General features: G+C 68.4%; 20 protein-coding genes and 1 riboswitch. Of the genes, 15 read left to right on the top strand and 5 right to left on the bottom strand.

What is annotated here, in order from left to right:
• The first annotated feature begins 130 nt into the window (after window positions 1-130).
• From FND50_RS07435 to FND50_RS07425, 3 genes are all read left to right on the top strand, one after another.
• Window positions 131-2,281: an MMPL family transporter gene (locus tag FND50_RS07435; RefSeq protein WP_144285306.1), complete on the top strand. Its 2,151-nt coding sequence runs from the start codon at window positions 131-133 to the stop codon at window positions 2,279-2,281.
• Between the two features lie 126 nt (window positions 2,282-2,407).
• Window positions 2,408-2,713: a hypothetical protein gene (locus FND50_RS07430; RefSeq protein ID WP_144285305.1), complete on the top strand. Its 306-nt coding sequence runs from the start codon at window positions 2,408-2,410 to the stop codon at window positions 2,711-2,713.
• A 9-nt stretch (window positions 2,714-2,722) separates the two neighbouring features.
• Window positions 2,723-3,370 carry an alpha-ketoglutarate-dependent dioxygenase AlkB gene (locus FND50_RS07425; protein ID WP_144285304.1) on the top strand — a complete coding sequence of 216 codons (648 nt, stop codon included), beginning with the start codon at window positions 2,723-2,725 and terminating at the stop codon, window positions 3,368-3,370.
• On the opposite strand, the gene FND50_RS07420 is transcribed toward FND50_RS07425, so the two are convergent.
• Window positions 3,371-4,459, bottom strand: a complete 1,089-nt coding sequence (locus tag FND50_RS07420) for a 3-deoxy-7-phosphoheptulonate synthase (RefSeq protein WP_144285303.1) — start codon at window positions 4,457-4,459, stop codon at window positions 3,371-3,373.
• A gap of 282 nt (window positions 4,460-4,741) precedes the next feature.
• Between FND50_RS07420 and FND50_RS07415 the strand changes: the two genes are divergently transcribed.
• Genes FND50_RS07415 through FND50_RS07405 form a run of 3 tightly spaced genes read left to right on the top strand, consistent with a single transcriptional unit; the run spans window position 4,742 to window position 6,874 of the window.
• Complete coding sequence (locus FND50_RS07415; protein ID WP_144285302.1) at window positions 4,742-5,689, top strand: ABC transporter ATP-binding protein; 948 nt, start codon at window positions 4,742-4,744, stop codon at window positions 5,687-5,689.
• Window positions 5,689-6,465 carry an ABC transporter permease gene (locus FND50_RS07410; RefSeq protein WP_144285301.1) on the top strand — a complete coding sequence of 259 codons (777 nt, stop codon included), beginning with the start codon at window positions 5,689-5,691 and terminating at the stop codon, window positions 6,463-6,465. Before FND50_RS07415 ends, FND50_RS07410 begins: the two co-directional genes overlap by 1 nt.
• Window positions 6,466-6,484: 19 nt before the next feature.
• Entirely contained in the window at window positions 6,485-6,874 is a 390-nt protein-coding gene (locus tag FND50_RS07405) for a hypothetical protein (RefSeq protein WP_260850933.1), read from the top strand.
• A gap of 56 nt (window positions 6,875-6,930) precedes the next feature.
• Here FND50_RS07405 and FND50_RS07400 read toward each other — a convergent pair whose 3' ends face one another.
• Window positions 6,931-8,097, bottom strand: a complete 1,167-nt coding sequence (locus FND50_RS07400; protein ID WP_397493507.1) for an IS701 family transposase — start codon at window positions 8,095-8,097, stop codon at window positions 6,931-6,933.
• A 74-nt stretch (window positions 8,098-8,171) separates the two neighbouring features.
• Here FND50_RS07400 and FND50_RS07395 point away from each other — a divergent pair, with 74 nt between their 5' ends.
• Both FND50_RS07395 and FND50_RS07390 read left to right on the top strand, forming a co-directional pair.
• The gene (locus FND50_RS07395; protein ID WP_260850932.1) at window positions 8,172-9,005 is read left to right on the top strand and encodes a sensor histidine kinase; all 834 of its coding nucleotides are present in this window, start codon (window positions 8,172-8,174) and stop codon (window positions 9,003-9,005) included.
• On the top strand, window positions 9,002-9,610 hold the full coding sequence (locus tag FND50_RS07390) for a response regulator transcription factor (protein ID WP_005255215.1): 609 nt from the start codon (window positions 9,002-9,004) through the stop codon (window positions 9,608-9,610). Before FND50_RS07395 ends, FND50_RS07390 begins: the two co-directional genes overlap by 4 nt.
• Before the next feature lie 30 nt (window positions 9,611-9,640).
• Here FND50_RS07390 and FND50_RS07385 read toward each other — a convergent pair whose 3' ends face one another.
• Window positions 9,641-10,942 (bottom strand): ISL3 family transposase, encoded by a 1,302-nt coding sequence (locus FND50_RS07385; RefSeq protein ID WP_144285300.1) that lies wholly within the window; start codon window positions 10,940-10,942, stop codon window positions 9,641-9,643.
• A gap of 221 nt (window positions 10,943-11,163) precedes the next feature.
• Window positions 11,164-11,371, top strand: a riboswitch (cobalamin riboswitch).
• Between the two features lie 126 nt (window positions 11,372-11,497).
• On the opposite strand from FND50_RS07385, the gene metE reads away from it, so the two are divergent.
• On the top strand, window positions 11,498-13,759 hold the full coding sequence (gene metE, locus FND50_RS07380) for a 5-methyltetrahydropteroyltriglutamate--homocysteine S-methyltransferase (RefSeq protein WP_144285299.1): 2,262 nt from the start codon (window positions 11,498-11,500) through the stop codon (window positions 13,757-13,759).
• Window positions 13,760-13,802: 43 nt separating this feature from the next.
• On the opposite strand, the gene FND50_RS07375 is transcribed toward metE, so the two are convergent.
• The gene (locus FND50_RS07375; protein ID WP_005571800.1) at window positions 13,803-14,810 is read right to left on the bottom strand and encodes an AraC family transcriptional regulator; all 1,008 of its coding nucleotides are present in this window, start codon (window positions 14,808-14,810) and stop codon (window positions 13,803-13,805) included.
• A gap of 122 nt (window positions 14,811-14,932) precedes the next feature.
• On the opposite strand from FND50_RS07375, the gene FND50_RS07370 reads away from it, so the two are divergent.
• The 5 genes from FND50_RS07370 to FND50_RS07350 are packed head-to-tail and all read left to right on the top strand — an operon-like array spanning window position 14,933 to window position 20,567.
• The gene (locus tag FND50_RS07370) at window positions 14,933-16,372 is read left to right on the top strand and encodes a GntP family permease (RefSeq protein ID WP_144285298.1); all 1,440 of its coding nucleotides are present in this window, start codon (window positions 14,933-14,935) and stop codon (window positions 16,370-16,372) included.
• Window positions 16,373-16,397: 25 nt separating this feature from the next.
• The gene (locus FND50_RS07365) at window positions 16,398-17,651 is read left to right on the top strand and encodes a CaiB/BaiF CoA-transferase family protein (RefSeq protein WP_144285297.1); all 1,254 of its coding nucleotides are present in this window, start codon (window positions 16,398-16,400) and stop codon (window positions 17,649-17,651) included.
• Entirely contained in the window at window positions 17,648-18,586 is a 939-nt protein-coding gene (locus FND50_RS07360; RefSeq protein WP_005255200.1) for a hydroxymethylglutaryl-CoA lyase, read from the top strand. Before FND50_RS07365 ends, FND50_RS07360 begins: the two co-directional genes overlap by 4 nt.
• Complete coding sequence (locus FND50_RS07355) at window positions 18,583-19,578, top strand: D-glycerate dehydrogenase (protein WP_144285296.1); 996 nt, start codon at window positions 18,583-18,585, stop codon at window positions 19,576-19,578. Before FND50_RS07360 ends, FND50_RS07355 begins: the two co-directional genes overlap by 4 nt.
• On the top strand, window positions 19,575-20,567 hold the full coding sequence (locus FND50_RS07350; protein ID WP_144285295.1) for a glycerate kinase: 993 nt from the start codon (window positions 19,575-19,577) through the stop codon (window positions 20,565-20,567). The genes FND50_RS07355 and FND50_RS07350 overlap by 4 nt, the downstream gene beginning before the upstream one ends.
• Here the strand turns inward: FND50_RS07350 and FND50_RS07345 are convergent.
• On the bottom strand, window positions 20,533-21,318 hold the full coding sequence (locus FND50_RS07345; RefSeq protein WP_005571793.1) for an IclR family transcriptional regulator: 786 nt from the start codon (window positions 21,316-21,318) through the stop codon (window positions 20,533-20,535). The genes FND50_RS07350 and FND50_RS07345 overlap by 35 nt on opposite strands.
• 323 nt (window positions 21,319-21,641) lie before the next feature.
• Between FND50_RS07345 and FND50_RS07335 the strand changes: the two genes are divergently transcribed.
• Entirely contained in the window at window positions 21,642-22,109 is a 468-nt protein-coding gene (locus FND50_RS07335; RefSeq protein WP_144285293.1) for a DIP1984 family protein, read from the top strand.
• Window positions 22,110-22,252: the final 143 nt, after the last annotated feature.

The following is a 22,252-nucleotide window of genomic DNA, read 5'->3' as shown; positions in this document are numbered from 1 at the left end:
GGAGCGGGGCCGCGGTCTGTCGATGCCGCGAAACCCGTAGCCTTCGCGCCGTCCTGCATGCGACGATGACTGGGCACGGTTCGACCGCCCGGCCGGGCGCCGGCCGAACCTTCATCTCCCGGAACGGGGAATGATGTTTGCCTACATCGCGCGCACTGTCGTCGCACACCCGTGGCACGTCATCGCGACCTGGGTGGTCGCGGCAATAGCCGTCATCCTGTTCGCACCGAGTCTCGACGACTACACCACCGGCAACCAGCAGACGTTCCTGCCCAGTTCATTCGAGTCCTCCGAGGCGCAGGCCGTCGGCAACGAATACTTCCCGAGCCTGTCGGGCGCCACCGGCAGCCTGGTGGTGGTCCGCGCCGACGCCGCCCCGCTGTCACCCGCCGACCAGCAGACGGCACTGAATCTCGCGACCACGCTGCAGAATTCGGCGATCCCGGGAGTCGTGAGCGTGCAGGGGTCGCCTGCGTCGCTGTCCGCCGACGGGAAGGCCGCCGCACTGCAGGTGGTGTTCGACGGACAACCCGGCGACGACCAGGTCAACGACGCCGTGCCGGTCATCCGGGGCGACGCCGAGCAGCAACTGAACGGCACCGGCCTGGTGAGCGGGCTGACCGGGAACGCGGCCATTCAGGTCGACACCACCGCCGCCTACGACAACGCCGACAAGGTCATCACGATCGCCACAGTGATCGTCATCCTCACCCTGCTCGGCCTGATCTTTCGCAGCCCCGTCATCGCCGTGCTGCCGGTTGTCGTGATCGGTGTGGTGCTGTCGGTGGTCACCGGACTGACCGCCGTGCTCGCCGATCTGTTCGACTTCCAGGTCAGCACATCGCTGCAATCCATACTCGTGGTCGTCCTCTTCGGTGTCGGCACCGACTACATCGTCTTCCTGCTGTTCCGCTATCGCGAACGTCTCCGGCAGCAGGCCGCGGCAGGGTCCACCACCGACACCCATCGAGAGGCCCTCGTGTTCTCCACCGACGTCGTCGGGCGCGTCGTGGCGTCGTCGGCGCTCACGGTCATCGTCGCGTTCGCCGCCCTGCTACTGGCGAAACTCGGCTCGCTCACCACGCTCGCGCCGGGACTCATCGTCGCCGTGGCCGTCATGCTGGTGACGGCGTTGACGCTCATCCCCGCCGTGTTCACCGTGCTGGGCCGCCACCTGTTCTGGCCGCTCGGACCGGGGCACGACAGCCCCCACACCCCGTTCGCCTCGATCGGCGCCGCGATCGGGCGCCGGCCAGCGGTGTTCGCCGTCGCGATCGGCGTCGTGTTGATCGCGCTCGCCTCCTTCGCGTCCGGCTACAAGTCGACGTACAACACGCTGGGGGAACTGCCCTCCGACACGCCGTCACAGCAGGCCTTCGACACCCTCGATCAATCCTTCCCCGCGGGTGCGCTGAGCCCGACGCAGGTGTACGTCGTGGCTCCCGGACCGCTGGATCCCGCGTCGCTGACCCCGCTCGTCACCGCTCTCACGCAGGTGCCGGGAGTGTCCTCGGTCGCCCCGCCGCGACCCAGTCAGGACGGTCGAGCCGCGCTCGTCAACGTCGTACTCGCCGACGACCCCTACTCGAACGCGTCCCTCGACCTCGTCGAGGGACCGATCCGCGACGCCGCCCACGGAGCGGTCCCCGGCTCGGAAGTCGTTGTGGGAGGGCAGACATCCACGTTCGTCGACGTCCGCGCGCAACTCGCGGCGGATACGCGCCTCGTGTTCCCCGTCGCCGCAGTCGCCATCGCGCTGATTCTCGCCCTGCTTCTGCTCGCAGTGCCGGCCCCGCTCAACCTGCTGGTGTGCGTCGCCCTCACGTTCGTCGCCACGCTCGGCGCCGTGGTGCTCCTGTTCCTGCACGGCCTCGGCTACGACGGGATCGACTTCTCGATTCCGATCGTGCTGTACCTGTTCGTCGTCGCGATCGGCACCGACTACAACATCCTGCTGGCCTCGCGACTGCGAGAGGAATTCCGCAACGGGTACACCCCGCGTGAGTCCGCGCGGATCGCCGTCTCCAACGACGCTCCCACGGTGGCCGCCGCCGGTCTGATCCTGGCGCTGACCTTTGCTTCCCTGACCCTCACCGGACTGGCCAACCTCGCCGAACTCGGCTTCGGTGTCGCGATCGGTGTCGCCATCGCCGCCTTCGCGATGGCCCCGATGCTGGTACCGAGCCTGTCGGCACTCGAACGTCGCGCCTTCTGGTGGCCGAGCAGGCAGAAGGCGACCGTCGACACCGGCGACGACCGCGAGCCTGCCGTGCCGCGGTAACTTCTGTCGTCAAACGCGTCCTTGCACAGACGCACCCCTTCTTCGCAGCCGCACTTCTAGGGCCCGAAAAGTAGTGCGGCTACAGAGATCGGGTGCGTCTGCGCGGAGGTCACTGCGCTCGGTTCCATGAGCGCATTCGCCGAAGCCGGCCTCAGCGAATGCGCGCGGGAGAACATGGACTGCATGCCGGGCTTCGGCACGTTCCTCGTCCTCTCCTTGCTCACGCTCTTCACCATCGGAATGGCGTTCGCGATCTCGATGTCGGCGACCCTCTCGATAGTCCTGGCGAGACCAGGTGTCCTCCGCGGCGCACTCTGGTTCGTCGCCGTCTGGACCGTCCCGCTCCTGGGCGCGGTCGCGTGGTTTCTCTCCGAGCGACGGCGTACTTCCCGCCCCGACAACGATAAGAACATACGTTCGAATATCGGGTAGCATGGCGGCATGACTTCCGCGGATGCGCGGCATGCGCTCCAGGCCTCACTGTTCGACGACGCGTCGTTCGGTGTCGATCTGGGCGCGCTCGGGTCGACGGTGCAGCGTCGCATGCTCACGGCGGGAGCGTGGGTCGACGTGCGGCCGGGGTGGCTGACCGGTTCCGACGAGCTGTTCACCACGCTCGCGGAGACGGTGCCGTGGAAGGCGGAGCGGCGCCAGATGTACGACCGGGTGGTCGACGTCCCGCGCCTCCTCCGGTTCTACCCGGAGGGTGAGCCGCTCCCCGACCCGCTGCTGGTCGCGGCACGCGACGCCCTGAGCACGCATTACCTGCCCGAACTGGGCGAGACGTTCGCCACTTCCGGACTCTGCTTCTACCGCAACGGCTCCGACAGCGTCGCCTGGCACGGCGACGACACCGGCCGGAGCCGCACCGAAGACACCATGGTCGCCATCCTCTCGCTCGGCGCCGCGCGTCCGCTGCTGCTGCGTCCGCGCGGCGGCGGGCACTCGATCCGGTACTCGCTCGGCCACGGTGACCTGCTGGTGATGGGTGGTTCCTGCCAGCGCACCTGGGAGCATTGCGTACCGAAGAGCACCCGCCCGCTCGGACCGCGGATCAGCGTGCAGTTCCGCACGAGAGGCGTGCGGTGATCACTTCCGACGTGCGGCCACTGCCTGCGCGAGACGGTCCAGCTGCGCCGCCGTCGTGTTCCAGTCGATGCACGCGTCGGTGATGGACTGGCCGTACGTGAGGTCCTCGGCCTTCCCGAGCGTGAGGTCCTGACGACCGGCTTCGATGAAGCTCTCCACCATCACACCGACGATCCCCTTCTCGCCTTCCTCGAGCCGCACCGCGATGTCGTTCAGCACGTCGACCTGCTTCTCGTGGTTCTTGCTGCTGTTGCCGTGGCTGGCATCGATGACGACCCGCTCCGGCAGACCGCCCTTGCGCAGCCGGGCGAGCGTGTCCGCCACCGTCTCCGCGTCGTAGTTCGGTCCGTCGCTGCCCCCGCGGAGGATGACGTGGCAGTCGGGGTTACCGACCGTGCGGATCAGCGCGGCCTGCCCGTCGAGGTCGGTGCCGGGGAACACGTGGCTCGCCGCGGCGGCGCGGGTGCCGTCGACCGCCACCTGCACGTCCCCCTCCGTCGAGTTCTTGATCCCGACCGGCATCGACAGCGCGCTGCACAGCTGGCGGTGCACCTGGCTGGCGGCGGTGCGGGCACCGATCGCGCCGTACGTGACGAGGTCCGCGATGTACTGCGGCATGATCGGGTCGAGGAACTCGCAGCCGACCGGCAGGCCGAGCGAGGACACGTCGAGCAGCAGCTTGCGGCCCATGCGGATCCCGGTGTCGATGTCGAACGTGCCGTCCAGGTGCGGGTCGTTGAGCAGACCCTTCCAGCCGAGGGTGGTGCGCGGCTTCTCGAAGTAGACCCGCATCACGATGTGCAGGTCGTCGCGCAATTCCTCGGCCTTCGCGGCGAGTCTGCGGGCGTAGTCCATGGCGGCGTCCGGGTCGTGCACCGAGCACGGGCCCACCACGACGAGCAGTCGATCATCGTCGCCGTTCAGCACGTTCACCGTGTCGGCGCGGCCGGAGCGCACGGTCGCGGACGCGACGTCGTCAGGGGCGTGTTCGCGGCGCACGACAGACGGGGCCACCAGCGGGCTGATGCTCACGGTGCGCTGGTCGTCCAGCCGATCAGTGCTGGTAGTGGTGTCGAGGGTGACAGTCATGGGTTCGGGTTCCTGTTCTCAGGCCGGCCCTCGAAGACTGTGGAGATTCCCGCGAGCCGGTCTGTAATCCGGCTCTGGGGTGGAAGAAGTCAGCGCGTGGTTACGCCGACCGGCCCACCCGGGGCCGGCCTGCTAAACCAGAAATATGCGCGCTGCATGGCGCCCACAGTAACGGCTGCCCCCGATCGGCGCCACACCTACCCCTGGCCCCTGACATTTGTCACGGTGAGGTCGTGACGGACGTGTGGGGGTCGGCGACGGTCGGGATCGCACGCTGATTGCATGACATCGACAGCGCTCCACACCTCCACGAAGGCCTCCGCGTCGCCGGCTCCGGCAGTCAGCCTGCGAGGCGTCCACAAGCACTTCGGTGACGTTCACGCCGTCCGGGGCCTGGACCTCGAGATCCGGCCCGGCGAGATCGTCGCGTTCCTCGGCCCCAACGGCGCCGGCAAGACCACCACCGTCGACATGGTCCTCGGATTGTCCCGCCCCACAGCCGGTGAGGTGTCCGTCTTCGGCACCGATCCGCGCACCGCGATCGCGAAGGGTCTGGTCTCGGCGGTCATGCAGACGGGCGGCCTGCTGAAGGAACTGACCGTCGAGGAGACCGTCCGGCTCACCGCGAGCCTGTTCGCCGACACGCGGCCGGTCGACGAGGTCCTCACCCGGGCCGGCATCGCCGATCTCGCAAACCGGTTGGTGGGCAAGTGTTCCGGAGGTCAGCAGCAGCGACTGCGGTTCGCGATGGCACTGCTCTCCGATCCCGAGCTGCTGATCCTCGACGAGCCGACCACGGGCATGGACGTCGAGGGCAGGCGGGACTTCTGGTCGGCGATCCGCGCCGACGCGGACAGCGGCCGGACCGTCGTCTTCGCGACGCACTATCTCGAGGAGGCCGACGCCTACGCCGACCGGATCGTGTTGGTGCGCAAGGGAAAAGTGGTGGCCGACGGCACCGCTGCCGAGGTGAAGGCATTGGCCTCGGGACGCACGGTGCGCGCCCACTTCCCGGGCGCCGACAGGGAACAGCTGTTCGCGATTCCCGGCGCCGACAGCATCGAGGTGCGCGGTGACAGCGTCCTCGTCCACTCGACGGACACCGACGCCGTGGCCCGCCACCTCCTCACGCAGACACCGGCCTGCGACCTCGAAATCGTCTCCCGAGGACTCGAAGACGCGTTCATCGCGCTCACCTCCGACGACTCCGCCACGGAAGGATCGAACTGATGACCACCCTCGCCGCACCCCGCCGCGTTCCCCCGCTCGGCGGCCTCAACACCACCCTCCTCGGACTCGAACTGCGCCGGCTGCTGCGCAATCGGCGCACGATGATCATCACTCTCGTCATGCCGGTCGTCTTCTTCCTCATCTTCGGCCTGAACCCCAGCTACTCGGGTGAGAGCGCGGGCAACGGGAACGTCTCGGCGTACGTGATGATCAGCATGGCGCTGTACGGCGCGATGATCGCGACGACGAGCGGCGGCGCGACGGTGTCGGTGGAACGGGCGTCGGGATGGAGCCGGCAGTTGCGGCTCACCCCCTTGTCCCCCGGGGTCTACATCTTCGTCAAGGTGCTCGTCGCGATGATGCTCGGGCTCGGGGCCGTCGGCGTCGTCTACCTCGTGGGCGCGTTCACGTCCGTCCGGATGGACACGTCCCTGTGGTTCGCGACGGCCCTGATCACCTGGCTCGGATCCGCAGTGTTCGCCGCGTTCGGCCTGTTCATGGGGTACCTGCTGCCGAGCGAGAACGTCATGCAGATCCTCGGCCCCGGGCTCGCCGTGCTCGGCTTCGCGGGCGGGCTGTTCATGCCGCTTCAGGGCGGTTCGGTGTGGGCGTCGATCGCGCAGTTCATGCCCACGTACGGGCTGAGTCAGCTGGTGCACGCACCGCTCACCGGTGAGGCGATGCAGTGGACGTGGCTCCTCAACGTCGCGGTGTGGCTGGCGATCTTCGTCGGCGGTGCGGCGTGGCGTTTCCAGCGCGACACCGAGCGAGTGTGACGGCGGTATCGTGACTGCCGTGACCACCCCCGACGGCCCCGTCGTGACCAGGCGATGGGGCCGTTTCGGATTCATTTTCGCCGCCGCGTGGACGGTCTTCCTGTTCCAGCCGTTCCTCGACGGGTGGGCCGCCCGCGATCAGGTCCGGGGCTGGATCGGGATGATCGCCACGCTGGCATTCGCGGTGACGTACCTTGCGATGTTCCGGTGGTCGCATACCCGGCGCGCGCACAACGAGTTTCGGCCACCGCTGAACCAGGCGGTACCGCTCGTGGTGGCGTTGTTCGGGCTAGTACTACAGTCGCGTTTAGGGCAGGTGTCCTCGGGCTCGGTAGTGGCTTTGCCGGGCTCGGTGTTGATGGCGGCGGCGCCAGTGGGAGCGGGCGAGGACGTGCCGGGGATCGGGTAGATACGTCCAGATCAGTTGGCAGAGCAACCGTCGGATCTCCGGCACGCTCAGTGCGATCAACTCGCTGTCGTCGCCGGGTTCTCGGGCCCCCTTTTTGACCGGGTGACGGTGAGGAAGGTGTGCGCGAGCATCGAGAGGGTGATGTGCCGGTACCAGCCCGCGTACTGCCGAACCTGGTAGTGATCGAGGCCCGTCTGGCCCTTCGCGGTCTGGAAGGTTTCCTCTATCGCCCACCGGGTTCCGGCGACGGTGACCAATTCGGTCAAGGTGGTGCGCGCCGGGCAGTGGCACAGGTAGTACGCCAGATCCGCCGGGTCGGTGCGACTGCGACGGGCCAGGAGCCAGTACACCGTCGTCGGCCAGTTCAGCCCGCGGATCGGGGTGCGCGCCCAGTCGTAGAGCCGGACACCTTTGCTGCCTTCGCCGGCCGAGCGGGTTCGCCAGGCCTGGGCAGGCAACGCCGCGATCGCCTCGTCGGCCCGCAGTTCGGCGCCGTCGACGGTGATGACGCGTTGGTTCACCGAAGTAGCGAGCACATAGGACAATCCGAGCTCTTCGCACCGGGCACGGAGCTGGTACACCTGCCCGTACACGGCATCTCCGGTGACCCACCGTGCCGGCACGCCCGCGGCGACGGCACGTTCGAGCATCGCGATCGCCAGCTCGGGTTTGGTCGCGAACTCACGCTCGGCGGGGATCCCGGCCCGCGCACAGCGGTCACGGTCATCGGTCCAGGCTTTGGGCAGGTACAACTCTCGGTCGATCAACGTTCGACCCACCGCAGTGGCATAGGTCAAGAACACCCCGATCTGGCAGTTCTCGATCCTGCCCGCGGTCCCCGAGTACTGGCGGGCCACCCCGGCCGAGCGGGTGCCCTTCTTCAAGAACCCGGTCTCGTCGAGAATCAACACACCGGACGGATCCGCAAGATGATCGACCACATAATCGCGGACGTCGTCGCGGACCGCGTCGGGATCCCAGTCCGCCGTCGAGAGCAGTCGCTGCATCCCGTCCGGCAACCGATCGCCCGCACGCTCGGACAGGGTCCACGAATTCTTCCGTTCCTCACCCGAGAGCAGCCCCTGCACGTATTCCACCGCATGCTTGCGGGGCTCGGACCTGGCGAAACGATGCCCGATCAACGCATCGATCTCCGCCAGCCCCTCCGCCCACTCCTGCACATGCGCCACGCACACATCATCGCCCACACACGGACCATGCATCCTGCGACTGCCGGAACCTGCGCCGACACACCGACAAGATCAAAATAAACGCGACTGTAGTACTAGCAGCCGTCATGGTGGTCGCCGTCGGGTCGTCGGGGCTGTCCGCCGGCGTCTTCCTCGCCGTCTCCGCGGTCATGCTGTTCCCCGCGTGGCTCGGCGGGATCACCGCCCTGACCGTCGCAGTTCTCGTGGAAGTGATCTCCACGGTGCTGGACTGGGGGTCCGGCACCGGGCTCTCGCTGGGCGTGTGCGCGGCAGCGTTCGCGATGTTCGGGGTGACCAAGCTGATCAACCGCAACATCGAACTGGTCCGGGAACGGGAAGCGAGCGAACGGCTCGCGGTGCAGGAGGAACGCACCCGGATGGCCCGCGACCTCCACGACATCCTGGGGCACTCCCTCACCGTCATCACCGTCAAGGCCGAACTCGTGGGCCGGCTCCTCGACATCGACATCGACCGGGCCCGCACGGAAGTGGCAGACCTGGAACGCCTTTCCCGCGACGCGCTCGCGGACGTCCGGCAGGCCGTGCAGGGAATCCGGGGGCTGTCGCTTCCGGTGGAGATCGCCCGGGCCGGGGAAGCGTTGCGGTCGGCCGGAATCGAGGCGGAGCTGCCCAACAGCACCGAGTCGGTGCCCACCGGACTGCGCGAGTTGTTCGCGTGGACCGTCCGGGAGGGTGTCACGAACGTGGTCCGGCACAGCGGCGCAACGCACTGCTCGGTGACGGTGGGCGAACGCGAGGTCACCGTCGTCGACGACGGCGCCGGGTGTCGTGAATCCGTGCACGGGAACGGGCTGGTGGGCCTTCGGGAGCGCGCCGCCGCCGCCGGAGCCCGGGTCGTCATCACCCATCCGCAACCCGGCGGGTTCTCGTTGCACGTGCTGAAGGAAGAGGCCCCGTGACGATCCGGCTGCTGCTCGCCGACGATCAGGCACTCGTCCGCGGTGCCCTCGCCGCCCTGCTCGACCTGGAGGCGGACCTCACGGTCGTCGCGGAGGTCGGGCGCGGCGACGAGGTCGTCGCGGCGGCGCGCGAGCACTCCCCCGACGTCGCGCTCCTCGACGTCGAAATGCCCGGCCTGGACGGAATCGCCGCGGCCACGGCACTGCGGACCGAGATGCCGCAGACCCGCGTCCTGATCGTGACGACGTTCGGTCGTCCCGGGTACCTGCGCAAGGCACTGCAGGCCGGTGCATCGGGGTTCGTCGTGAAGGACACCCCGGCCCGGCAGCTCGCCGACGCCGTCCGGCGCGTCCATGCCGGACTGCGCGTCGTCGACCCGGCTCTCGCCGCCGACAGTCTCGTCAGCGGGGAATCACCGCTCACCGACCGGGAGACCGACGTGCTGCGGGCGGCGCGGGACGGTGCGCCGGTCGCCTCGATCGCTGCCGCACTGTTCCTGTCGGCAGGCACGGTACGCAATCACCTGTCTTCGGCGATCGGCAAGACCGGCGCCAGCACCCGCGCCGAGGCCGTCCGCGCCGCGGAGTCGAACGGCTGGCTGTAGGCCCTCCGGGCTCGTGCGCCTTTTTGGGCTCTACTGACTCATTCGTGGGTGGGTTCGGCCGGGTAGTTGTGGTCGAGCGCCCCCGAGGCTGAGCATCGCGAGTGCGATGACGGCCTCGGGGGTGTGGAACCCGAATCCGCGTCGGGTGATGAGGCGGATTTTGGTGTTGACCGATTCGATGCGCCCGTTGGACAGGCCGTGTTCGATGGCGGCGAGGATGGCGGGTTTGTGGGCGCGGATGCTTTTCTGCAACGCGACAAAGGCCGGGATCCGGGACCGTCTCGCCCAGCCGATCCATCGATCGAGTTCGGTGGCGGCGTTCTCGGCCGGGAGTTGGAAGATCAACCGCAAGGTTTCCTTGAGTAGGTAGGCGCGGTGCAGCACCGGGTCGTGCAGTTCGATCCACCGTAGCGTCGCCTGCTGCCCGGTGGTGAGGGTGTCCGGGTTCTTCAGCAACGCCCACCGGCTGCGTTTCACCGTTTGAGCTGGTCCGGCCTTCGGGCGGCGGCGTGGTTTCCAGCCGCCGCCGCGGGAGGCGTTCTCGGTGGCCCGGGCCCGGTTCCACGCGGCCCGGCGGACCGCGTCGAGGGCTTCGGTGGCCCAGGCGACCACGTGGAACGGGTCCGCGCAGCGGATCGCATCCGGGCAGTACCGGGCCACCACCGATCCGATCCACCCGGCCGCGTCCGAGGTGACGTGGGTGATTTTCGCGCAGCGTTCGGGCCCGAGCCGGTCGAAGAACCCGGACAGGGTGGCCGCGTCGCGGCCGGGGGCGGCCCACACCAGCCGGCCGGAGTCGTGGTCGACGACGACCGTCAGATACTTGTGGCCCTTCTTGTAGGAGATCTCGTCGATCCCGATCCGACGCAGCCCGGCCAGCGGGTCCCGGGCGGGTGCGGTGTCGGCCCACACCCGGTCCACGATCGCCCCGACCGTGCGCCAGGCGGTGCGCGTCACCTCGCAGGTCGCGGCCTTCGAGGTGTGCGTGGCCAGCCACGCCACCGTCTGGTCGAACGCGTGGGTGTGCCCGGCGCGGTGCCGGGCCCAGGGCACAGCGGCCACCGTGACCCCGTGTTCGCGGCAGGACACCCGTGGGGCGTCGGCCTCGATAAAGGTGCGGACCAGGCCGCAGTCCGGGCCGCGCCATCGCCGCCGCCCGGTGCCGCCGTCGTAGCCGGGGCTACGGCGACCGCACAGCCCGCACCGGGACCGGGCCCGGGCCTGCGGCCGGACCGCGACGATCACCGCCACGGCCGTGGCATCGAAATCAACGTGCTCGATCACCGTCTTTTCGACACCCAACACCTGACGCCATATCCTGGCTTCGCGCACGCCGTTCTCCCACACATGTAGCCGACTGACCCTAGACAAGCCAGAACGCTACTGGGACAACGGCGTGCGCCCCTACGATGCCCAGCTACCACCCACGATCACAGCAGTAGAGCCCCTTTTTGGTAGTTGGGGCTACCAAGAAGGCGCACGGGCCGGAGGCCTATGCTGGCCGGTGCAGCTGGTTCGCCCGGCACGGTCGTGAGGAGCCCCGAAGACCGCACCTGGCGTCGAAGCACGTCGGCCTCTCCGGAGTCCGCGTGTGAGAGGGAACCCGGTGAGAATCCGGGACTGTCCCGCAGCGGTGAGCAGGAACGACCGCCGTCACCATGCACTGGGCAACCGCCTGGGAAGCGACGGCCACTAGGTCCGGTGTGATGTCACACCGGCTGCCTGCAAGTCCGAAGACCTGCCGACTGTGTCGGGCACGCCGTGCCCGACGGTTACCGCCTCGTGGATTGGGCGTGTAGACCTTCTCGCGCTGCAGCAGGTCCCTGGGCTCGAGAGGTGTACCCGTTTGCCGGCGGTAGCCGTACCGCGTACGCAACTGGAGATACCGTGACATTTTCTTTCACCGCGACCGTGCTGGGCTCACCTCGCATCGGTCCGAATCGCGAACTGAAGAAGGCCGTCGAGTCGTACTGGACCGGCCGCCTCGACGCCGAAGGGCTCGACGCGCTCGCCCAGGATCTGCGACGCCGGACCTGGACGAGATTGCGCGACGCCGGGCTCGACTCCGTTCCCGTCAACACGTTCTCGTACTACGACCATGTGCTGGACACCGCGGCGATGCTCGGCGCCCTGCCCGACCGTGTCGCCGGCATCGAGAGCGACCTCGACCGCTACTTCGCCGCCGCCCGCGGCAACCACACGATCGCCCCGCTCGAGATGACCAAGTGGTTCGACACCAACTACCACTACCTGGTGCCCGAGATCTCCCCATCGACGACGTTCGCCCTCGACCCGTCGAAGGTGCTCCGCGAACTCGAAGAGGCACGTGCCCTGGACATTCCGGCCCGCCCGGTGGTGGTGGGTCCGGTGACGTTCCTGCTGCTGTCGAAGGCCGTCGGCTCGGAGGTACCCCTCCTCGACCGCCTCGACGAACTGGTCCCGCTGTACGCGGACCTGCTCGGTCGGCTCGCCGACGCCGGCGCCGAGTGGGTGCAAATCGACGAACCCGCGCTGGTCGCCGACCGCACACCGGAAGAGATCGCGGCGGCCAAGCGTGCCTACGACCGGTTGTCCGCGGCACCGTCGCGGCCGGCGATCCTCCTCGCGTCCTACTTCGGCAGCCTCGGTGACGCACTCCCCGCCATCGCCTCGACCGGTGTCGAGGGAATTGCGATCGATCTGGTCGCCGGATCCGACACTCTCGCCACCGTTCCCGATCTGACCCGCAAGCACGTCGTCGCCGGCGTCGTCGACGGACGCAACATTTGGCGCACCGACCTGGACGCGGCACTGGCGTCGCTCGGCACCCTGCTGGGCAGCACCGGTTCGCTCGCCGTCTCGACGTCGTGCTCGCTGCTGCACGTCCCGTACACGCTCGACGCGGAGACCGGACTCGACAAGGCGCTGCGGTCGTGGCTGGCGTTCGGTACCGAGAAGGTCCGCGAGGTCGTCACCCTCGGCACCGCACTGACCAGCGGTCGTGAATCCGTCGAGGACGAGTTCGCGCTCGCCCGCGCGGCGGCGTCCACCCGCAGCACCGACAGGCGTCTGCACGACGCCACGGTCCGTGCCCGGCTGGACGCGCTCACCGCGTCCGATCCGGGGCGCAGTCCCGCCGCGGAACGTCGGGAAGCCCAGTCGGCGCTGTCGCTTCCGGTGCTGCCGACCACCACCATCGGCTCCTACCCGCAGACGACGCAGATCCGGGTCGCGCGCGCGGCGCGGCGCAAGGGTGAGATCGACGAGTCCGAGTACCTGAACCGGATGCGCGCCGAGGTCGCCGATGTGGTTGCGCTGCAGGAGAAGCTGGACCTCGACGTGCTGGTGCACGGCGAACCGGAACGCAACGACATGGTGCAGTACTTCGCCGAACAGTTGGACGGGTTCTTCGCGACGGACAACGGCTGGGTGCAGTCGTACGGCAGCCGCTGCGTCCGCCCGCCGATCCTGTACGGCGACGTGCGCCGCAGCCACCCGATGACGGTCGAATGGATCACGTACGCGCAGTCACTCACGCAGCGTCCGGTGAAGGGCATGCTCACCGGTCCGGTGACGATCCTGGCGTGGTCGTTCGTGCGCGACGACCAGCCGTTGGCCGACTCGGCCAACCAGGTGGCGCTGGCCATCCGCGACGAAACGGTGGACCTGCAGGGCGCGGGCATCCGGATCGTCCAGGTGGACGAGCCCGCGTTGCGCGAACTGCTGCCCCTGCGGGCCGCGGCTCAGCCGGCGTACCTCGACTGGTCGGTCGGGGCGTTCCGTCTCGCGACGTCCGGGGTCTCGGACTCGACGCAGATCCACACCCACCTCTGCTATTCGGAGTTCGGTGAGGTCATCGAGGCCATCGCGAGGCTCGACGCCGACGTCACCTCCATCGAGGCCGCGCGCTCGCACATGGAGGTCCTCGACGACCTCAACGCCGTCGGCTTCGATCTCGGCGTCGGCCCGGGCGTGTACGACATCCACTCGCCGCGGGTGCCCGGTGTCGAGGAGATCGCGGCGTCGCTGCGGGAGGCGCTGAAGGCGGTGCCGGTGGAACGGCTGTGGGTCAACCCCGACTGCGGTCTGAAGACCCGTGGTCCCGCCGAGGTCGAGGCGTCGCTGCGGAACCTCGTCGACGCGGCGAAGCTGGTCCGCGCGGAGCTGTAGGCGGCTCCGCGGCCCGTGAGTGGTTGAGGAGTCTCTGGACTCGTCAACCACTCACGGGGCCGAAGGCCCTGCTCTGCGACGGATTCTCACCGAACCGGCGACGGTAGGCGGCCGCGAAGAGGCCGAGGTTGACGTATCCCCACGCGCCGGCGATCGAGGCGACGGTCTCGCCCGGCGATGCGGTGAGCAGTTCCTCCCGGATGCCCTGGAGGCGCTGCTCACGCACGTACTCGGCCGGGGTGGTGTTCAGGTATTTCCGGAACGACCCGGACAGGGTGCGGACGCTGACACCCACCGCGTCGGCGATGTCGGAAGCGGTCGGCAGTTCGCGGGCGTACTCGCGGATGTATTGGACGGCGTGCCGCACATAGCCGGGCGCCGCCGGGCCGGTGGACCTGTCCGGGTCCACTCCGGCACGAGCCGCCCATTCGGTGAGCAGGTGCCCGACCAGCAACTCCTGCAGGTTGAGTCCGATGCGCCCCTCGGTGGCGTGCCCCGGTAGCTCTCCCGTCGTCCGCATCGCGTAAGCGAGCAGCGCCTGCCAGCCGGATCCACCGCCGCCGATGGCGCATTTGCGTTGCCAGAGAAGATCTCCGGGGTCGAATCCCCACCAGCGCACAGCCGTGTCCGTGAGCAACGCATGGGGAACGGTGAGATTGAGCTGGACGTGGTCGGGCGAGAACTCGACGAGGTAGTCGACGCGACTGCAGTCGGCGACGAACGTGTCACCTGCCGGTGTGTCCGCGGTGGCGTCGTGGTCGAGGTGGTGCCGGGCGTTGCCCCGGATGGTCGTGAGAACGAGCGCGTTTCCTGCGTCGGACGAGAAGTCGCCGACCGAGACGGGGATTCCGTAGGAGAACCGGGTGACGGTGATGTCGCCGATCTTCGTGGAGTACATGCTCGACCGGGGCGACAGCCCGACACCGAGCGGACGCACGACATAGGGCATGTACACGCGGTCGGACCAGAGTTGGATCTCGCTCCAGTCCTCCGACGCTCTGCGCTCGGCGGCCGTCGGCCGTCCCACCGCAAACGGATCCAGCACGACCATGCGTCGAGTATTCCACCCGCACGGGGCCGAAGGCCAATTGCTTATATCGTGAGTGTGTGCTCATAATATGGGTGTACCTGTGACACCAGTCACTACCCCGCCTCCTCGATAAGGACGCGCACATGTCAGACGTAGCAATCCTGATCAACACCACGGTCGCCGTCGCGGCGGTCGTTCTGATGATCGTGCGTTTCAAGTTCAACCCAGTGGTGTCACTGGTCGTCGGATCCGCCTACCTCGGACTCACGACGGGACTCGGCACGGCCGAAACGGTGGAAGTCATCAGCACCGGTTTCGGCGACATCATGGCCGAAGTGGGACTTCTGATCGCCTTCGGCGTCCTGATGGGCGCCATGTTGAAAGAAATGGGCGCGATCCAGCGCCTGGTCGGAACACTTCTGCGGGTGTTCGGGCCGAAACGAATGCCCTATGCGATGTCGCTGACGATCGCGACGTTGCTGCAGTCCATCTTCCTCGACGTCCTGCTCGTCATCTCCGCCCCGCTCGCCCGCAACCTCGCACCGAAGGTCGGCCGGGTCGGGACCGCACGCATGGCCACCGCCCTCGCCATCGGCCTGGAGTGCGGCATCGTGCTCATGGTTCCCGGTGTCGGCGCCCTCGCCCTCGCCGGACTTCTCGGTGTACCGCTCGGCAAGATGCTGATCTTCGGGTTGATCCTGGTGATCCCGACCGTGGCGATCTCCGTCGCGATCATGTCGTTCCTGTTCACCCGCGGTTGGTGGAACCCGGAGAAGGACGAGGAGCACTTCCATCAGACGGTCGTCGACGACGAAGAGGACCAGTGGACCGACGGCGGCAGCGGCGGGACCACCCCTCGGCCCGATGCCGGCGGACGCGTCGCCCAGGCGCAACGCACCGCGACCGTCACCGAGGTCACGGCCGAGCGCGCGGCGCACGACCGCCCCCTGATCCTGCTCCTCGCTCCGCTGCTCGTCTCCCTCCTGCTCATCGCGACCGGCGCGATCCTGGACATCGCCGAGATCAGTAATCCCGTCGTGTCGTTCGTGTCCGAGCCGCTCATCGCGCTGCTGATCGGACTGATCGGCACCAGCTTCGTCGGACGGCTCAGCATCGGCCAGCACCGCGTCCAGAAGGCGATCGCCAGCGGTTTCAGCGAGAGCGGCCAGATCCTCATCCTCACCGGCGTCGGTGGGTCCCTCGCCGCGACCATCGCCGCGGCCGGTCTCGGCGACATCCTCGGCAAGCACTTCACCGCCAATCACGCCGCTCCGCTCCTGATGGTGTGGGTGATCGCCGCCGTCCTGCACGTCGCCGTCGGCTCGGTGACCATCTCCGCGATCACCGCCGCGGGCGTCCTCGCCCCCATCGCACCGACCCTCGGCCTCGACCCGGTCCTCATCGCCCTCGCCGCCGGCGCCGGCTCCCTGTTCGCGGTGCATGTCACCAGCAACACGTTCTGGCTGCTGCAGTCCTTGATGGGTCAGACCACACGAGGCACGCTGAAGACGTGTTCGGTGGGAGTATCGGTGGCATCGGTCGTCGCAATACTGCTCGTCCTGCCCATGAGCCTCGTTCTCTGAGCGTCACTATCAGTTAAGGATCACCATGTTCTCCGACAACACCATTCGGCCCCTCGACGGGGTTCGGGTACTCGAGCTGGGCAACTACATCGCCGCCCCGACCGCGGGCCGGATGCTTGCCGACTTCGGGGCCGAGGTCATCAAAGTGGAGCGCCCGAAGACCGGCGACGAACTGCGCAACTGGCGGCTCTACTCCGGCGACACCTCGATGCTGTACCGCACGATCAACCGCAACAAGAAGTCGATCGTGCTGGACCTGCGCACCGAAGAGGGCAGGCAGCTCGTCCTGGACCTCGCCGCCAAGTGCGACATCCTGCTGGAGAACTTCCGGCCCGGCACCCTGGAGAAGTGGGGCATCGGACCGGACGCGTTGAACGCGGCCAATCCGGACCTGGTGATCACCCGCATCTCGGCGTTCGGGCAGACCGGGCCGATGTCGCAGCGCCCGGGGTTCGCCGCGGTCGCGGAGGCCGCGGGCGGATTCCGTGAACTCGTCGGCGACCCGGACCGGCCACCGGTGCGGGTGGGGGTGTCGATCGGTGACTCGATCGCCGGCCTCTACGCGGCGTTCGGGTCGGTGATGGCCCTGTTCCAGCGTGAGGCCGCGAAGGTCGCCGGAACCCAGGGTCCGTCCCTGCCGCATCGGATCATCGACGTCGCACTCAACGAATCGATCCTGTCGATGATGGAATCGCTGATTCCCGACTACCTCGCGTACGGCATCAAACGCGAACGCGTCGGCGGCCGGATGGAGGGTATAGCCCCGTCGAACGCGTACATCTGCAGCGACGGCGACAGCATCATCATCGCCGGCAACAGTGACGCCATCTTCCAGCGCTACATGAACACCATCGGCCGCCCCGACCTCGGCGCCGACCCGGATCTGTCCACCAACGCCGGACGGTGGGCGCGCCGCGACGAACTGGACGCGGCGATCGGTGAGTGGACGATCCAGCACTCGCGCGAGGAGGCGCTGAAGGTCCTCGATGCGGCGGGGGTGCCGTCGGGTCCGATCAACACCGCCGCCGACATCTGCAGCGACGAGCAGTACGCGGCCCGCAACATGATTCAGCAGTTCACCGTCGACACCGGTGAGGCCGAGCCGAAGCAGGTCGGATTCCCCGGCATCGTCCCGGTGATCGGCGGCAAGTCACTGCCCATCCGCAGTGTCGGACCGGACCTCGGCGAGCACACCCGCGAGGTCCTCGGAACAGTGCTCGGCAAGACCCCGGAACAGATCGACTCCATCGTCAACGACACAGTAGGTGGCCTCTCATGACGCAGTCCTTCGAATCACGCGCCCTGCTCCGCGACGTCACCCTGCGAGACGGATTGCAGTTGACGGGCAAGATGCTGTCCACCGCCCGGAAGCTCGAGATCGCCCGGCGGCTCCTCGAACTCGGCGTGCCCGCGCTCGAGATCGGGTCGATGGCCCGTCCCGACCTCGTCCCGCCGATGGCGAACACCGTCGAGGTGATCTCGGAGCTGACCGCGGAGGAACTGGACCACTGCTGGGTGTGGGTGGCGACGCCCCGGCACGTGGAGAAGGCCGCCGCCGCCGGCGCACGCCATTTCCAGTACTGCTTCTCCGCCTCCGATTCCCACAACCAGGCGAACATCGGACGTTCCACCGAGGACAGCCTCGCCGCGATGCCCGCCGCGATCGAACTCGCGCAGGAGGTCGGCGGCAGCATCCAGCTGTGCATCGCGACGTCGTTCACCTGCCCGTTCGAGGGCCGGGTGCCGGAGCAGCGGGTGATCGACATCGCCAACGATCCGCGCGCCCACGGCGCCGTCGACGTCGTCGTCTGCGACACCCTCGGCCAGGCCGTTCCCGCCGAGGTGTACTCGCTCGTCTCCCGGGTACGGCTCGAAACCCCGCAGCGGGGCATCGTCTTCCACGGCCACGACACCTGGGGGCTGGGGGTCGCGAACAGTCTCGCCGCGGTCGCGGCCGGCGCCATGACCGTAGACGGCGCCCTCGGCGGACTCGGCGGCTGCCCGTTCGCACCCGGCGCCAGCGGCAACACCGCCAGCGAGGATCTGCTGTTCGCCACCCGCCCGGACTGGCTGAACCCCACCACATTCGGATCGCTCGTGGAACTGTCCGAGAAGACGCTCGCCGAACTCGGCGAAGCCAACCGGTCCAAGGCCGCGCAGGGCGCACGCTCCAATGCCACCGCGTTCGAGTGGGTCATCGGCGGCGGCCGATGAGCGGCGCCCGGTTCTACGTCACCACTGCGATCCCCGAACCCGCTCTCACGCTGCTGCGCGCTGCGGGCAGCGTCGATGTCCCCGACGAGCTTCCGGACGCTGCCCGGCTGCGGGAGGTCTGCGTGTCCGGCGACTACGACGTGGTGGTGTCCCAGCTTCGCGACACGTTCGACGCCGACCTCCTGGCCGTCGCGAAGATCCGCGGGATCTCCAACTACGCGGTCGGGTTCAACAACGTCGACATCGTGGCGGCCACCACGAACTCGATACTCGTCGGCAACACACCCGGTGTGCTCACCGACGCCACCGCCGACGTCGCGATGCTGCTGATCATGGCCACTGCCCGCCGCGCCGTGGAGGCCGACACGTTCGTTCGCGCCGGGCAGTTCACCGGATGGGAACCGAACCTGCTCCTCGGCCAGGATGTTTCGGGACGCACGCTCGGTCTCGCCGGATTCGGCCGGATCGCGCGGGCGACCGCAAAACGGGCACTGGCCTTCGGCATGCAGGTGCAGTTCTGCCCCCGGCCTCCCGGCGACCGGCCGGTGACGGACGAGGAACTCGGCGAATTCGCCGGACTCGTCACCCACACCGACTGGAAAACCCTCGTCGCCACCAGCGACTACCTGTCGCTGCACGTCCCCCTCAACGCGCAGACCCGCCACCTGGTCGATGCGGGCGTGCTGACGGCGATGAAACCCTCCGCGATCCTGATCAACACCGCCCGCGGTCCCGTCGTCGACGAAACCGCCCTCGTCGCCGCCCTGAAGTCCGGGGAGATCGCCGGGGCCGGGCTGGACGTCTACGAGGACGAACCCGCGCTCGCCCCGGGGCTCACGGAACTGTCGAACACGGTGCTGCTCCCCCACCTCGGCAGTGCCACGGTGTCGGTGCGCGCCGAGATGGCGAGGCTGTGCGCCGAGAACGCTGTGGCCATGGCGCAGAACCGGATTCCCCCGCATCCGGTCAACCCGGAAGCGTGGAACTCATGACGGTTCTGATCGCCCCCGACAGTTTCAAGGGCACCTACACCGCAGGCGAGGTCGCCGACGCCGTCGCCGGCGGGGTCGAGTCGTCCGGCGGTGCCCCGATCAGGCTGCCGGTCGCCGACGGCGGCGAGGGCACCCTCGACGTTCTCACCGTCCCCCTCGGACTGCGCCCGGTCACCACCCGCGCCCGCAACCCCTGGGGCAGCCCGTGCCGGCCGACGTACGGACTGTCCGACGACGGGACCGCGGTCATCGAGATCGCCGCAGCCTCCGGGATCACCACGCCGCACGACGGCCCCCGCGACCCGATCACCGCCACCACCTACGGCACCGGGATGCTCGTCGCCGATGCCGCCCGGCGCGGTGCCCGGCACATCGTCGTCGCGGCCGGCGGGTCCGCCACCACGGACGGCGGCACCGGGGCCATCGCCGCCATCGAGGCGGGCGGCGGACTCCGGGGCGCCGCCGTCACCGTGCTGACCGACGTCACCACCCGGTACGTCGACGCCGCCCGAGTGTTCGGACCGCAGAAGGGCGCCGACGCGGGCGCCGTGCAGGTCCTCACGCGGCAACTCGAGGCGAAGGCGCGGGCTCTGCCCCGCGACCCGTCGAGTGTCGACGGGACCGGTGCGGCAGGCGGGTTCTCCGGCGGGATGTGGGCGCGGTACGGCGCCGAACTACGCTCGGGCGCCGACTACATCCTCGACGTGATCGGCTTCGACACCCTGGCCGCGGACGCGTCGGCGATCGTCGTCGGCGAGGGCAGGCTCGACGGACAGACGAAGGCGGGCAAGATCATCTCCGCGATCCTCGCCCGCGCGGGCACCACCCCGGTGTACGCCGTCGTCGGCTCCGTCGGCGACGATCTCGGCGACTACCGGTCCCGGTTCGCCGGCGTCCTCGTCGCCACGGACGCGGTGGCCATGCACGAAGCCGGCCGCGCGATTGCGGCGCAGCTCATGACGGGTAGCGGCCACCCAGCGTCCGGGTGACCTGCTCGGCGCTGCCGACGAGCAGATCCACCCATTTCTCGCACTGTTCGCGCGGCATGCGCAGTGTCGGCCCGCTGATCGCCAAGGCACCGATCACGTCGGCGGACGAATCGAACACAGGCGCAGCCAATCCCGAGGCGCTGTCCTCCCGCTCCCCCGCGGTGATGGCGTACCCGTCGGCCTTGGCCTGGTGGATCAGTTCGCGCAGCACCGCGGTGTCGGTGACGGTGCCCTCGGTCATCGGCTCGATGGGGCCGGCGAGGACCTGTTCGGTGAGGTCCGGGTTCCAGGCGAGCAACACCCGGCCCGCCGAACCCGCGGGCAGTGGGACGATCTTCCCGACGTACATGTTCCGGCGCAGCGCGTGCTCGGTCTCCGCGATGGCCACGCACACACGGTAGCCCTGCTCGACCCGGAAGAAGCTGGCGGTCTCGCCGGTGGCGTCGCGGATCTCCTTCAGCACCGGCGTCACGACAGTCAGCACGTCGAGTCCCTTGGTGGCCGTCGCGGCCCAGAACGCCATCTTCACGCCGATCCGGATCTGGTCGCCGGTCCGGTCGAGGAATTCCTGCGCCACCAGGTTGCTGACCAGCCGTTGGACCGTCGACGTCGGCAGACCCGTCGCCTGATGGATCTCGCCCAGCGTCATCGACGGCCGCGACAGGCTGAACGCATCGAGGATCTCCGTGATCTTGCTCAGCACCAGCAACGGTTGGTGCTTGGAGGTCAATTCGCCGTCTTCCGCTCGCATGCCCTCGACGATAGTCGCCCTCACCAGCACGTGAGTGCCAACGAACGGCGGAACACACTTCGGCACTCACCTGGGGCGAATTGACTGTCGTCACACGGGCGGGGATGTGGTACCTATTGAAGATGCTCGAATTCGACTCGACGAAAGGCGCATGAGCGCCCACCGAGACATCTCTCCGGCACAACGGTTCGGGGAATTCACCCGCGCGTTCGACGCGCTTCGCTCGGCATCCCGGCGGTGCCGCGACCCCTCCGCGCCCGGACGGGCACTTCGTGGTCCCCTATTTGCGATGCCCTACAACGACTTCGAGAAAGGAGGTGACCGTGAAGTTGGCTGAGGCACTGGCCGAACGCGGCGATCTGACGCGTCGGGTGGAGCACCTCAAGTCGCGCATCCTCACCAATGCGCGTCATCAGGAGGGCGAGTCGCCGGCGGAGGACGCCGCGGCGCTCCTCGTCGAACTCGAGGAGGTCCTGGACCGCCTGGAGGTCCTCGTCCGAAGAATCAATCGAACGAATACCGCTGCGCCACTGGGCGACGCGAGCATCACGGACGCGCTGGCCCGCCGGGACATGCTGCGCATCCGGCACCGGGTGGTGTCCGCCGCCGCGGATGCCGCCTCCGGTCGTGAGCAGGATCGATACGGCAGGCAACTCCGCTCCGAACTCGTCTTCGTCGCGGCGTTGCCCGTCCGGGATCTTCGGCGGACGGCCGACGATCTCGCCCGGCAGATCCGGGAAATCGATCTGCAAGTGCAGAGGGAGAATTGGGAAGTCGAGTTGCTCGACTGAACAGGCTGGGTAGTAGGTAACCCTCTCGGAAGCGAGCACACACCGCGAGTCGACGGTAATTCGGCTCTTCTCCGGCGTGGAGGGCAACGCTCCGGGCACACACCCGGATCACACTGCGGCCCTGCACACCGCACAGGTGACAG

Origin of the sequence: Rhodococcus sp. WB9 (genome assembly GCF_007558985.1) — a bacterium.
GTDB lineage: Bacteria > Actinomycetota > Actinomycetes > Mycobacteriales > Mycobacteriaceae > Rhodococcus_F > Rhodococcus_F opacus.
Note: the sequence above shows the minus strand (reverse complement) of the source record. Positions and strands in the feature narration are given on the sequence as shown.